At 60.6% G+C, this 12,419-nt stretch carries 12 protein-coding genes; 8 read left to right on the top strand and 4 right to left on the bottom strand.

Annotation, left to right across the window (positions count from 1 at the left end; all coding sequences use genetic code 11):
* The first annotated feature begins 181 nt into the window (after window positions 1-181).
* The 3 genes from HXW87_RS20195 (at window position 182) to HXW87_RS20185 (ending at window position 1,752) form a co-directional block, all read left to right on the top strand.
* Window positions 182-445, top strand: coding sequence for a DUF2790 domain-containing protein (locus HXW87_RS20195; RefSeq protein WP_041073518.1), 264 nt, complete (start codon window positions 182-184; stop codon window positions 443-445).
* Window positions 446-636: 191 nt separating this feature from the next.
* A complete protein-coding gene (locus HXW87_RS20190; protein ID WP_047293441.1) occupies window positions 637-909 on the top strand; it encodes a DUF4242 domain-containing protein in 273 nt (90 codons plus the stop codon).
* A 30-nt stretch (window positions 910-939) separates the two neighbouring features.
* Window positions 940-1,752 (top strand): class I SAM-dependent methyltransferase, encoded by an 813-nt coding sequence (locus HXW87_RS20185; RefSeq protein ID WP_239777596.1) that lies wholly within the window; start codon window positions 940-942, stop codon window positions 1,750-1,752.
* Between the two features lie 130 nt (window positions 1,753-1,882).
* Here HXW87_RS20185 and pcsA read toward each other — a convergent pair whose 3' ends face one another.
* Window positions 1,883-2,605, bottom strand: a complete 723-nt coding sequence (gene pcsA / locus HXW87_RS20180) for a phosphatidylcholine synthase (protein WP_239777595.1) — start codon at window positions 2,603-2,605, stop codon at window positions 1,883-1,885.
* A gap of 250 nt (window positions 2,606-2,855) precedes the next feature.
* Here pcsA and HXW87_RS20175 point away from each other — a divergent pair, with 250 nt between their 5' ends.
* A complete protein-coding gene (locus HXW87_RS20175) occupies window positions 2,856-3,623 on the top strand; it encodes a tellurite resistance TerB family protein (RefSeq protein ID WP_239777594.1) in 768 nt (255 codons plus the stop codon).
* A gap of 93 nt (window positions 3,624-3,716) precedes the next feature.
* Here the strand turns inward: HXW87_RS20175 and HXW87_RS20170 are convergent, their stop codons facing one another.
* Window positions 3,717-4,175, bottom strand: coding sequence for a transposase (locus tag HXW87_RS20170; RefSeq protein WP_182401711.1), 459 nt, complete (start codon window positions 4,173-4,175; stop codon window positions 3,717-3,719).
* A gap of 336 nt (window positions 4,176-4,511) precedes the next feature.
* On the opposite strand from HXW87_RS20170, the gene HXW87_RS20165 reads away from it, so the two are divergent.
* The 3 genes from HXW87_RS20165 to ligD are packed head-to-tail and all read left to right on the top strand — an operon-like array spanning window position 4,512 to window position 9,458.
* A complete protein-coding gene (locus HXW87_RS20165) occupies window positions 4,512-5,891 on the top strand; it encodes an iron-containing redox enzyme family protein (protein WP_239777593.1) in 1,380 nt (459 codons plus the stop codon).
* Between the two features lie 10 nt (window positions 5,892-5,901).
* Complete coding sequence (locus tag HXW87_RS20160) at window positions 5,902-6,855, top strand: class I SAM-dependent methyltransferase (RefSeq protein ID WP_095668881.1); 954 nt, start codon at window positions 5,902-5,904, stop codon at window positions 6,853-6,855.
* Window positions 6,856-6,872: 17 nt separating this feature from the next.
* On the top strand, window positions 6,873-9,458 hold the full coding sequence (ligD, locus tag HXW87_RS20155) for a DNA ligase D (RefSeq protein WP_239777592.1): 2,586 nt from the start codon (window positions 6,873-6,875) through the stop codon (window positions 9,456-9,458).
* On the opposite strand, the gene HXW87_RS20150 is transcribed toward ligD, so the two are convergent.
* Complete coding sequence (locus tag HXW87_RS20150; protein WP_232966986.1) at window positions 9,459-9,869, bottom strand: hypothetical protein; 411 nt, start codon at window positions 9,867-9,869, stop codon at window positions 9,459-9,461. It lies immediately after the preceding gene.
* An 80-nt stretch (window positions 9,870-9,949) separates the two neighbouring features.
* A complete protein-coding gene (locus HXW87_RS20145) occupies window positions 9,950-10,264 on the bottom strand; it encodes a DUF2388 domain-containing protein (RefSeq protein ID WP_025111286.1) in 315 nt (104 codons plus the stop codon).
* Window positions 10,265-10,450: 186 nt separating this feature from the next.
* Here HXW87_RS20145 and HXW87_RS20140 point away from each other — a divergent pair, with 186 nt between their 5' ends.
* On the top strand, window positions 10,451-12,064 hold the full coding sequence (locus HXW87_RS20140; protein WP_239777591.1) for a methyl-accepting chemotaxis protein: 1,614 nt from the start codon (window positions 10,451-10,453) through the stop codon (window positions 12,062-12,064).
* Window positions 12,065-12,419: the final 355 nt, after the last annotated feature.

Here is a 12,419-nt window from a genome sequence, read left to right as displayed (position 1 = left end):
CAAAAACGCGATTTTTTCAGGGTTTTGTATCGCTGTGTATCTCCGGGTGGCGCAGATACACAACGCGTCATAACGGGCATTTCCAGACACAGACGTGATACCTCAGGCGCCTCAAATAGGCTCCATCGAGGCGCATCCAGCTTGCCTCGGCTCAACCCACCCACGCCTTGAGGTAACCGCCATGACCCGCACATCCGTGATCGCCGCGTGCCTGTTCGCCGCCCTGAACATCTGCACCCTGTCGGCCCGTGCCGAAGCCGATATCACCCCGCACACCTACACCTACGGCACGCACCTGGACGTGCAGAAAGTGCTGTCGATGACCCAGGACACCTCGGTGACCTGCGGCATTGTCGATGCGCGCATGACCTACCTCGATTCGGCAGGCAAAACCCAAGTGCTGGATTACCGTAAATTCGCCGATGGCTGCAACAACGAAAATTGATTGCTCCTCGCCATCCCGAGCAGTCCCGACGGTGTTTCGCAGGCTTTACAAAAAACCGCCATTCATCGGCACAGCCCTTGTTTTACGTGCTCTTCGGACGATTGGCACGGACGCCATCGACCCTCGGCGCGATAGTGAACAGGCAGGGTCACTGCCGACCCTGTCCTTGATAAAAAGAACGCGAGGTTGCCATGCCGAAATTCGTGATTGAACGCGAGATTCCAGGGGCCGGAAAGCTGTCGCCGCAAGAACTAAAAGCCGTATCGCAAACCTCCTGCCAGGTGTTGCGTGAACTCGGGCCACAGGTGCAGTGGCTGCAGAGTTACGTCACGGCCGACAAAATCTATTGCGTCTACATCGCCCCTGACGAGGAGCAGGTGCGCGAGCACGCCAGGCTGGGCGGCTTCCCGGCCAACAGCGTGGCACGGGTGATGACGGTCATTGACCCGACCACGGCTGAATGAAGTTCTCCAACCTGCTGCGGAGCACGATTGATGAGTACGCCCATTGATCTGACGGGTCTGAAGGAGCGCCAGAAAGTCGCCTGGGCCAGCGGCGATTACGCGGTGATCGGTACCACCTTGCAGATCGTCGGCGAAAACCTCGCCGAGGCTTGCGACCTGCGCTGCGATGAAGAGGTGCTGGATGTCGCCGCCGGTAACGGCAATGCAACCCTGGCGGCAGCGCGGCGTGGCTGCAAGGTGACCTCGACCGACTATGTCGCGGCGCTGCTCGAGCGTGGACAGGATCGGGCGCGGGCCGAGCATCTGGAGGTGATTTTTCAGGTCGCCGATGCCGAAGCGTTGCCGTTCGCCGACGAGAGTTACGACGCGCTGCTGTCGACCTTCGGCGTGATGTTTGCCCCGGATCAGGCCACTGCAGCTGCAGAACTGGCGCGGGTCTGCCGAAGGGGCGGGCGCATCGGTCTGGCGAACTGGACGCCGGAAGGCTTCGTCGGCCAGATGTTCAAGGTGCTTGGTCGCCACGTGCCGCCGCCCGCCGTTGCGCAGCCACCGTCAAACTGGGGCACTGAAGCGTGGTTGCACAGCCACTTCGATGAACGTGAATTTCTGCTGCAGGTCACCCGCCGCACGTTCAACTTCCGTTATCGCTCGGCGGCGCATTTCGTCGACATTTTCCGCCACTGGTACGGGCCGGTGCACAAGGCATTTGCGGCATTGCCACCGGAAAGCGGGCAGGCGTTGGAGAGTGATCTGGCGGATCTGCTGAACCGCTCGAACCGGGTGGGAGAGAAGTCGCTGGTGGTGCCGAGCGAGTATCTGGAGGTGGTCATTACCAAACGCTGAAACCTAATGAAAACCCCTGTAAGAGCTGCCGAAGGCTCATGCCGCGTTCGGACGATCTTTTGATTTTGGTTTTAAAAGCAAGATCAAAAGATCGCAGCCTTCGGCAGCTCCTACAAGGTATAGGGTGGGTTTACTTCAGAGGCGGCCGATCAAACCACTCCAGCGCCGTACGCCAGATGCAGATCCCCAGAAAGTACGCCGACATCAGCAGCCACAACCCCATCACCAGCGGATTGATCACCGGGTGATTGAGCACCAGCGACAGGCTGCACAACAGCCAGATTGCCGTTACCGCGATGTTGATCGGCATGAACCGGCGCACTCGGAACGGGTGCAGGAACTTCATGCGGGTGACGGTCAGCAGCGCCAGGCCAATGATGGTCAGAAAAGTGATCCACGGTCCCGGGCCAATGATGTACAGGCACAGGGCAACCACGTTCCACGCGGCGGGGAAACCGACGAAATAGTTGTCCTTGCTTTTCATGTTGACGTTGCAGAAGCAGAACAGCGACGACACCAGAATCAGCGACACACTCAGCAGCAGGGTGTAGTCGGGCAGGGTGATGTAGCGGTAGATGAACAGCGCCGGGATAAACACGTAGGTCAGGTAGTCGATCACCAGATCGAGGATCGAACCGTCAAAACTCGGCAGCACCGATTGCACATTGACCTTGCGCGCGAGCGCCCCGTCGAGGCCGTCGACGATCAATGCCACGCCCAGCCACATCAGGCAATGGGTCGGCTGGTTCTCCAGCAGGGCGAGGGTCGCCAGAAAGGCAGTGACCACGCCGGTCGCGGTAAAACCATGGGCGCCCCATGCTTTGAGCCTGGCGATGTGTACGGTCGATATCACAGGGGCGTTCTCCAGAAAAATGAAGCAAGCCGGGTATCACCCTCGAGCAAAGGGCGCCGGCAAACCGGGTCGGGGTTGCAGCTATCGACCGGCTTGGCCGGGATAAGGTTCACCACCGTTGAATCTTAGCTGGCCGCTCGAAAAATACCTCGGCGAAAACCGCCGGTGTCAGCCAGACGGTGCTGGCGCGATGGCTGCGCCGGTCTATCGTTGCCTGACGCAGTGAATGCCAATGCCTGAGGACGACATCATGAACACCAGCGATTTGCTCGAACAACTGCTGCGAGGCCAGGCCTCGGCGGGACAACAAGGTGCTGGTTCGGCCGGCAGTGGGCTGGGTGGGTTGGGCGGCTTGCTTGGCGGTCTGTTGGGTGGTGGTGCAGGCCCCGGCGGCAGTGCGGCGCAGTCCGGTGGGCTGGGCGGTCTGGGCGGTCTGCTCGGAGGTCTGCTCGGCGGCGGTAGCGGTGGTGGTTTGGGTGGCGCGCTGGGTGGGGCACTCGGTGGCGGCGGAACACAAAGTCGTTCCGGCGGCACCCATTATGCGGCGCTGGCCTCATTGGGAATGATGGCGTTCCAGGCATATCAGGCCTGGCAACGCAGTCAGGCCTCAGCGGCCCCGCAACAGATCCCGCCAACCGCCAACCTGCTGGCCGGGCCCGAAGTCGAGGAACACAGTCATGCTGTACTGCGGGCGCTGATCGCCGCAGCCAAGGCCGACGGTGAGATCGATACCCGGGAACAACAGATGATCAACAGTGAAATCAGCAAGCACACCGACGATCCGCAATTGCAGCAGTGGTTCGAAAGCGAAATTGCCAAACCACTGGATGCGAACGAAGTCGCCGAGGCCGCCAACGGCGACCCGGCCATGGCCGCCGAAATGTACCTGGTCAGCGTGATACTGGTGGACGATCAGCAAGACGCCGAACGCAACTACCTGGATGAACTGGCTGCCGCGCTGCAGATCGATCCGCAATTGCAGGTGCATCTGGAGCAGCAGGCCAAGGGGCAGGGCTGAAGCAAAACTCAAAAGGTCGCAGCCTTCGGCAGCTCCTACAGGGGAAAATCGTTCCAAATGTAGGAGCTGCCGAAGGCTGCGATCTTTTGATCTTCAGAGCCAGACTGCGTCCCATAGCGGGTAATCACCCAAGCGCTTTACCAGACCTGCCCGCAATGGATTCATGACAATGTAGCGGGCAGCCGCTTTCAAATCTTCATCGCGACGCAGAGCTCGGTCGTGATAGCCGCGTTGCCACAGGCTTCCCCGGCTGTCAGACATCAGGTTTACCGACCGACAGCTACGCGATTTGACGCGGCACATCAGCTGGGCCAAGGAGCCTCGTTTCAGGTCGACCAACCAATGCAGGTGATCCGGCATGACCACCCAAGCCAAAGACACGCCCAATCCTGCCTCATCTGCCGCGCGCATCTGCTCAACCAATAATCTTCCGACTTTCCAGTCGGAAAAAACCGGCCGACGCTCCTTAACCACCGCCGTCAGCAAATAAACCCGCCCAACCTCCGAATAGCGTCCCTTGCGTAAACCGCAGGCTTTTGCAGCTTCAGGCATTCCATTGCCCTCCGTAACCATCGTCCTTCAACACTAGCTGCCCAATGACAGTTCACGAACCCAAGCCATTACACGATGTAAATGTAGGAGCTGCCGAAGGCTGCGATCTTTTGATCTTGATCGTAAAAGACAAAATCAAAAGATCGCAGCCTTCGGCAGCTCCTACAGCGACCAACTGACCAAGTGACCAAGTGACCAAGTGAAAGAGAATTGGCGCTGATCGCCGTCCGTCAGGGCGTTTTTCATGTCGATTGAATTTTTCTCCGTAGCGGTTGCTCTGCTGCTGTAGAGGCGTGAAACAACGCCCTGACCGGCCAACCGAACGAGAACACTGACATGACTGCCCTGACTTCCCTGCCAGCGCCGAGCGCGCAGCCACAGCCGATCATTGCCGACGGTGACCTGCGGCGTATTTATGAAGCGCTGCTGCTCGAGCATTCGCCTGACACCCTCGCGCAGGATTTTCTCGCCGAGCAGTTGCAGCGCCCCGCGCTGCTGCCTGAAGAACTGCCGCAGGATCCGTCGGTGTGGCAGGACTGGGTCGCCGGGCACTGCACCGAAGTTGCCCGGCAGTACGCCGATTACCTGCAACAGCGTCAGGCGGGCGGACCGCGCCAGTACTTCAGCAACAAGGCTCATGCGTTGTACTTTCTGCAAGCCGTGGCACCGACCAAACTGGTCGATGGCGCGTGGCTGTACGGCTTGTTGGCGCAATGGCGCGACCCGCGTTTTGATGGCTTGCTGTGTACCTATCTGGAAGAACTCGGCGACGGCAATCCTGCGCAAAACCATGTGGTGATCTATCGCAAACTGCTCGCTGAACACGGTTTGCAGGATGCCGGCGCCATCGCCGACGAGCGCTACCTGCAAGGTGCATTGCAACTGGCACTCGGTGCCTGCGGTGAAGCTTGTTTGCCGGAGGTGATCGGTTACAACCTCGGTTACGAACAATTGCCGCTGCACCTGCTGATCAGTGCCTATGAGCTCAGCGAGTTGGGCATCGATCCGTACTATTTCACCCTGCATGTGACCATCGATAACGCCAGCACCGGCCATGCGCAAAAAGCCGTGCAGGCGGTGCTCGACCTGCTGCCCCTGGAAGCGGATCGCAGCGAGTTTCTGCGCCGGGTAGCGCTGGGCTATCGACTCAACGATCTGGGGCAGGGCAGCCGCGCCATCATCGAGGGTTTCAACCTGGAACAGGAAGTGCTGGCGATGCTCGAGCGCAAGCGTCCGTTTGGTCAGCACATGCATTCCGACTACTGCCGCTTCGACGGCAAAACCGTCAATCAGTGGCTGGCCACGCCCGAGCAACTGCCCGGGTTTCTGCAGGTGATGCAGGACAAGGGCTGGATCAAGCGCAATCAAGATCCGCAGGCCAGCCGTTTCTGGCAGTTGATCGACGGCGACGGTGCGGCGATGTTCGGCGTGTTCAGTCCTTATGAAAAGCAACTGCTGCACGACTGGATCGCCGGCGACTGGACGTCCTCGGAGAGGAATACGACGCCAAGACGCAGCCGTCAGGTCGCCACCCCTGACGCCGCCGTGCCCGAACACGATCCCGATGTGCAGCGTCTGACCTGCGCGCTACAAGGCCAGGACGGACACGCGCAAATGGCCACGCTGATCCCATGGCTGTCACCGGCCCGCCATGCCCACCCGGCGGGGCTGTTGGCAACGCGTCGCTTCATCGAACTCAAATCCAGTCTGCGTTAAGGAATTCTCCATGAATCAGGAAGAACATTTGTCTGCCGACGACCTCACACTGCTGCAGCTCGGTCGACGCTTGCAGGCCGACGGTTATCGTTTCATCACGCCGACGCCTTTGACCCATCAGCGGGTCAACCAGCGGGACGAGGGGCAGGTGGCCGATACCTTGCGTGATGTCTTCGGCTGGTCGCGCCCGTTTGAACCGGGGTTGTTGTCCGCCGAAGAGCAGCGGCAGTTGCAGGAGGCGCAAGTGATTGACGCCTACGACGGCCGCTTGAAAAGCCGGGTGCGCTGGTCGAGTCTGGATGACTTGTTGTTCGTGCATTCGGGCTTTCCCACCGATGCCGCTGATTCGGTGTTTTTCGGTCCGGACACCTACCGTTTCGCGCAGTTGATTCACGCACATCTGCAGCAGAGCTTTGCACCGATCCAGCGTGCGGTGGATATCGGATGCGGGGCGGGCGTCGGCGCGATTCTGATTGCCCGCGCGCGGCGCGAAGCGCAGGTGTTGGCGGTGGACATCAACCCCGCCGCGCTGCGCCTGACCGCGATCAACGCGGCATTGGCCGAGGTTGTTAACGTCGAGGTGCAGGCCAGCGATGTGTTGCAGGGTACCGACGGCGACTTCGACCTGATCGTCGCCAACCCGCCGTACATGGCCGATCCGGCCGGGCGCGCTTACCGAAATGGTGGAGGTTCACTCGGGGCCGGGTTGTCGCTGCGCATCGTCGAACAGGCGCTCAATCGGCTGGCACCCGGCGGCTCGTTACTGCTGTATACCGGCGTGGCCATGGTCGATGGCCGTGATCCGTTTTTCGACACCGTGGTGCCACGCCTGGATTCGGCGCGATTCGGTTGGACCTATCGCGAACTGGATCCCGACGTGTTCGGTGAAGAATTGTTGAACCCCGGTTACCAGCGTGTAGACCGGATCGCCGTGGTCGCGCTGACCGTGACCCGCATTGGCTGACACAAGGCAGGTGCGCCATGACCAGGAACCTCGACGACTACAACCGCATGCGCGATTTTTCGGCGACCTCGGAGCCCGCTGCCATCAAGCGTCGTGGCCGCAGCAAGGCGACTGAACATGCGCTGCAGTTCTGCATCCAGAAGCACGACGCTTCGCACCTGCATTATGACTTTCGCCTCGAACTTGATGGCGCGCTGAAGAGCTGGGCGGTGCCCAAGGGGCCGTCGCTCGACCCCAATGTCAAACGCCTGGCGGTGCACGTCGAAGATCACCCGCTGGATTACGCGACGTTCGAGGGCAGCATTCCCGAAGGGCATTACGGCGCCGGCGATGTGATCGTCTGGGATCGTGGTGTGTGGATTCCGCAGGAAGACCCGGCCAAGGCTTACGCCAAGGGCAAACTTAAATTCGAACTGCAAGGCGAGAAGCTGTCCGGCCTCTGGAATCTGGTGCGCACCCACATGCCGGGCAAGAAGGAAAACTGGTTTCTGATCAAGCATCAGGACAGCGCTGCGCGCCCGCAAGACGATTACGATGTGCTCAGTGCCGAGCCGCACAGCGTGCTCAGCGACCGCACCTTGATCGGCAAACCCAAGCTTGCCGCCGAGCAAGCCAAACCGGTGAAGAAGGCCCCGGCCAAACCGCGCAAAGCGGCGTCCGGTACGCTCACGGGTGCGCGCAAGGCCAAACTGCCGGCGCAACTCAAGCCGGAACTGGCGACGCTGGTCGACAGCGCCCCCGAAGGACAGTGGAGTTACGAGATCAAGTTCGACGGTTACCGGATTCTGGCGCGCATCGATCATGATCAGGTGCAGCTGTTTACCCGCAATGGCCATGACTGGACGCACAAGCTGCCGCAACAGGCGCAGGCTCTGGCCGGGCTGGGCCTGGAATCGGCGTGGCTGGACGGCGAAATGGTAGTCGCCAACGAACACGGTGTGCCGGACTTTCAGGCACTGCAGAATGCATTCGAAGCTGGAAGCAGCGGCAACATCGTCTATTACCTGTTCGATTTGCCTTACCTCAACGGCGTCGACCTGCGCGAAGTGCCGGTGGAGGAGCGCCGCGCCGCGCTGTCCACAGTGCTCGCTGGGCATCAGCAGCCCTTGCTGCGCTTCTCCGAAGCCTTCGACGAAACCCCGGACGCGCTGCTCAACAGCGCCTGCCAGATGCAGATGGAAGGACTGATCGGCAAGCGCCTGGGTTCGCCTTACGTATCGCGGCGCAGCAGCGACTGGATCAAGCTCAAGTGCAAGCATCGTCAGGAATTCGTGGTTGTCGGCTATACCGATCCGAAGGGCGCGCGCAGTGCCTTCGGCGCCTTGCTGCTGGGTTTGCATGATCGCGACAGTGGCGAATTGCGTTACGCCGGCAAGGTCGGCACCGGGTTCAACGACACCACCCTGAAAAGCATCCTTGCCCAACTCAAGCCGTTGCAGGTGAAGAAGGCTGCCGTGGTCAACCCGCCAAGCGGCTTCGACGCCAAGGGTGTGCACTGGCTCAAACCGAATCTGTTGGCGGAAGTGGCATTCGCCGAAATGACCAAGGACGGCTCGGTGCGCCATGCCGTGTTCCATGGTCTGCGCAATGACAAACCGGCCAGGGCAATTACCGAGGAGCGCGCGAAACCCGTGAAGACTTCAGCGAAAGCCACCCCATCGAAAAAGGCTGCACCGGCAACGAAAAAGGCTGAAGCAGCACCGTCACAACTGGGTCTCGCCAGCGGCAAGGTGCGCATCACCCACCCCGACCGGGTAATCGATGCGGTCAGTGGCACCACCAAGATGCAACTGGCCGAGTATTACGCCAGCGTCGCCGAGTGGATCCTGCCGCAGCTCAAGGATCGTCCAGTGGCACTGGTGCGTGCGCCGGACGGTATCGCCGGCGAACTGTTCTTCCAGAAAAACGCCGAGCGTCTGGCGATTCCCGGCATCACCACGCTGGACAAGGAGGTCACCGGTCAGCCGGTGATGCTGATCAACAACGCCGAAGCCTTGATCGGCGCCGTGCAGATGAGCACGGTCGAGCTGCACACCTGGAACGCCACCACCATTGATCTGGACAAGCCTGACCGCTTTGTCCTCGATCTTGATCCGGATCCCGCGCTCCCATGGAAAAGCATGGTCGAAGCCACTGCGCTGACTCTGACCGTGCTCGACGAACTGGGGCTCAAGGCGTTTCTCAAGACCAGCGGGGGCAAAGGCATTCACCTGGTGGTGCCATTGACCCGCAAGCACGGCTGGGACGAGGTCAAGGATTTCAGCCATGCGATTGTCAGTCATATGGCGAACTTGTTGCCGGAACGGTTTTCCGCGGTGTCCGGGCCGAAAAACCGGGTTGGACGAATTTTCATCGATTACCTGCGCAACGGTCTGGGTGCCACCACTATTTGTGCCTACGCGGCGCGCACCCGCGAGGGGCTGCCGGTGTCGGTGCCGCTGTTTCGCGAAGAGGTGGCGCAGATCAAGGGTGGCAATCAGTGGAACATCAGCAATGTCCATGAGCGCCTGAACGAGGTCGGCGACGCGCCGTGGGCCGACATGAAGAAAACCCGCCAGAGCATCACTGCAGAGATGCGCAAGCGGGTTGGCATGAAAAGATGATCAAGTGTCGCGCAGCAAGTCGTGGGCGTTGAGGAGTTCGAAAGCGATTTCAGGGTGGTTGCTCAGGCCTCGACGAATGGCCGCCGGAATCGCTTTGCGCGTCTTGCGGCACAGCCCCGGCAGCGCTTCGATCTGAATCTCGATGCCGAGCATGGTGCGCACTTCATGAAAGCCCGGAGCAACTTCAACTCGCAGGCCCAATTGTTCGTGCATGCGATCCTGCAGATGGCGCAGGTCGGCGAGGTCTTTGAGTTGTTCCAGGCGGGCGAGCAGGATTTTTTCCTGCTCGCGAGTCAGGCGCAGGATGCGCAGGTCGCTGCCGGGATTTTCCAGCAACGATTCGCGCCCGCAATCGCAGGCGCCGGGCGGGCAGGGTGAGCGCAAAGGCGCAGGCGGCGCAAGAGTCGTCATGGCCTCCATCATAGAGGCCGTCGGACTGTTTTGCCTATGTGCCTTCAGTTGCCATCCATCGGCCGCTGCCTCCGTGACAACTACTGATTCAGGCCTTCGTAATGCACCAGAATCGCGTTGGCAAGGTCTTCATCGCTGGCGTTGAGACCGGGGTTGTCGTGCCGGACCTGTTGAAGCACCGACTCCAGATAGACCCCTCGTATGGCACCGCCGCTGGCCACGAACGCTGACAGGTCATCGCGCGCCGGGATCACCATTTTGTGATCCTTGAAGGTCGAGTAAAGCGACGCGGAAACACCCGCCGAGGTGGCGACATCGCCAGCATCGACACGGGCCAGAGCCGAGCCGACAGGGAGGCACAGCAGGAGAGAAGAAACGAGCACTAACTTGCGCATGACGGTGTTCCTCCACAAGCGCGAAGCAAAAAGGAAGACTACATAATCTCAGAGGTGCGGCCTTTGCCGGAGTTCCGTTCAAACACGCGGATACTTGCTGAAACGCTCTGAAGCGGCACATCTGCACAAATAAGCTTAACTGAACTCCTGACAGGTGCATTCGGCGCGCCTCAGGAGGAACCCACCGTGTCGATCAAATTGCGTTTGCTGTTGCTGATAGCAACCAGCCTGCTGACAGCGCTGATCGTGAGTCTGGTCAGCTATGTGGGGAATACGCGGATGTCCGCGGCGGTAGACGACAACGCGGTGAGCATGACTGCGCTGCGCAATCACATGGAAGCCGACATGATGCACGATGCACTGCGGGCTGACGTGTACTCGGCGATGCTGGTGGGCCTGGGCAAAAGTACCGGCACGGCCGCTGAAGTGCGGGATTCGATCAACGAGCACGCGAGCCATTTTCGCGAAGTGCTGGATGAGAACCTCAAACTGCCGGTCAACCCGACAATCAAGACCGCGCTCGAACAGATCAAGCCCAGCCTGGACACCTACATCGAGGCGGCCGAGCGCATTGTCGGCCTGGCACTGGATAATCCGGACAGCGCACAGCGGGAGCTCGGCACGTTCAATGCTGCGTTCAGTCAGCTCGAAGCGCAGATGGCCGCGCTCAGTGAGCTGATTGAAAGCAATACCCGGGACACCAGCAAAGCCACCGACAGCGCCATTCGAAATGCCAACATCGCCCTCGGCGTGGTGCTGCTCGCCAGCCTGTTGCTATTACTGGCGCAAGGGCGTTGGGTGACCCGCAGCATCATGGGGCCGCTGAAGTCCGCCAACCACATCGCCCAAAGCATTGCGCATGGCAACCTCAGCGAGCCGATCAGCGAACCGGCCGGCAAGGATGAAGCCAGCACGCTGATCCGCAGCCTGGCGACCATGCAGCGCGATCTGCGCGACATGATCGACGTGGTGCGCCGCAACGCGCATGGCGTCAGTGGCATGAGCGAGCAGTTGAGCCACGGCTGCCATCAGGTCGCCGACAGCAGTCAGCAGCAAAGCACCGCCGCCGGCACCATGGCCGCTGCCGCGAGCCAGATGACCGCCAGCATCGAGGAAATCACCCGCCATGCCGAACGCGCACTGGGCATGGCCAATCAGGCCGAGTCGCTGGCCAAGAGCGGCGGACAGGTGATCCATCAGGTGGTCAGCGACATGGACGACATCGCCCGCTCGGCGCAGCAGTCGGCACAGGTGATCCGCACGCTGGATCAGGAATCCGAAGGCATCTTCAACATCATTCAGGTGATCAAGAGCATCGCCGACCAGACCAACCTGCTGGCACTCAACGCCGCCATCGAAGCGGCGCGGGCCGGCGAGCAGGGCCGGGGCTTCGCCGTGGTCGCCGACGAAGTGCGCAGTCTGGCCGCGCGGACCAGCGCCTCAACCCAGGAAATCGCGGCGATGGTCGCGCGCATCCAGAACAGTACCCGCGAAGCGGTCAGCAGCATGGAGGCCGGCGTGGCTCAGGTGGACAAAGGCATGGCGGTCACGGCTGAAGTCGAGCGGGCGATCCGCGAGATCCTCGACGCCACCCTCAGCACCACGCAACTGGTTAATGACATTACCCGCACCATCGGCGAGCAAAGCCAGGCCAGCAACGAAATTGCCCATCAGGTGGAAATGATCGCCGGGATGTCCGAGGGCAACAGCAAAGTGATCGGGCAGACGGCCAACACCACCGATGAACTGTCGAGTCTGGCGGGTGCGCTGGCGTTGTCGGTGGACCGGTTTCGGTTGTAGGGCCGCCATCGCGAGCAGGTTTGCGGATCATGTTCGACCCAAACCGGCCGATAACGCCCAGAGCGGAAAAAGACTCTCAAGTCGGGAACAGACGCGCGGGTTTGCCCTGACGTGATATTCTTCGCGCCAACTTGGTTTGACCTAATTCGGTTGGCCTGCCTTTTTGGCAGGCTGACGGAATCCCTGTCGCTCAAGTAGCTGAAGCCAATAATGATAAAAAGTCAGTTCAGAAGGGACATTAACTGAGGTCGATGCGGTACGTCGGCCTTGTGTGCCCACCCGTCAACATTGCAGTGTGAAGGTGCCCGCGACCCTGGCCTGAGTGTCGCGACAAAAGGCCCTCATACCCACAACA

The sequence above is a fragment of the Pseudomonas sp. Y5-11 genome (assembly GCF_022368695.1).
GTDB classification, from domain to species: domain Bacteria; phylum Pseudomonadota; class Gammaproteobacteria; order Pseudomonadales; family Pseudomonadaceae; genus Aquipseudomonas; species Aquipseudomonas parakoreensis.
Note: the sequence above shows the minus strand (reverse complement) of the source record. Positions and strands in the feature narration are given on the sequence as shown.

Excerpts from the sequence above, each read along its gene's own strand:
- HXW87_RS20145 (WP_025111286.1), bottom strand. The coding sequence starts at position 10,264 with ATGCGCAAGTTAGTGCTCGTTTCTTCTCTCCTGCTGTGCCTCCCTGTC.
- HXW87_RS20175 (WP_239777594.1), top strand. The coding sequence starts at position 2,856 with ATGAACACCAGCGATTTGCTCGAACAACTGCTGCGAGGCCAGGCCTCG.
- HXW87_RS20185 (WP_239777596.1), top strand. The coding sequence starts at position 940 with ATGAGTACGCCCATTGATCTGACGGGTCTGAAGGAGCGCCAGAAAGTC.
- HXW87_RS20160 (WP_095668881.1), top strand. The coding sequence starts at position 5,902 with ATGAATCAGGAAGAACATTTGTCTGCCGACGACCTCACACTGCTGCAG.
- HXW87_RS20190 (WP_047293441.1), top strand. The coding sequence starts at position 637 with ATGCCGAAATTCGTGATTGAACGCGAGATTCCAGGGGCCGGAAAGCTG.
- HXW87_RS20195 (WP_041073518.1), top strand. The coding sequence starts at position 182 with ATGACCCGCACATCCGTGATCGCCGCGTGCCTGTTCGCCGCCCTGAAC.
- HXW87_RS20165 (WP_239777593.1), top strand. The coding sequence starts at position 4,512 with ATGACTGCCCTGACTTCCCTGCCAGCGCCGAGCGCGCAGCCACAGCCG.
- ligD (WP_239777592.1), top strand. The coding sequence starts at position 6,873 with ATGACCAGGAACCTCGACGACTACAACCGCATGCGCGATTTTTCGGCG.
- HXW87_RS20150 (WP_232966986.1), bottom strand. The coding sequence starts at position 9,869 with ATGACGACTCTTGCGCCGCCTGCGCCTTTGCGCTCACCCTGCCCGCCC.
- HXW87_RS20170 (WP_182401711.1), bottom strand. The coding sequence starts at position 4,175 with ATGCCTGAAGCTGCAAAAGCCTGCGGTTTACGCAAGGGACGCTATTCG.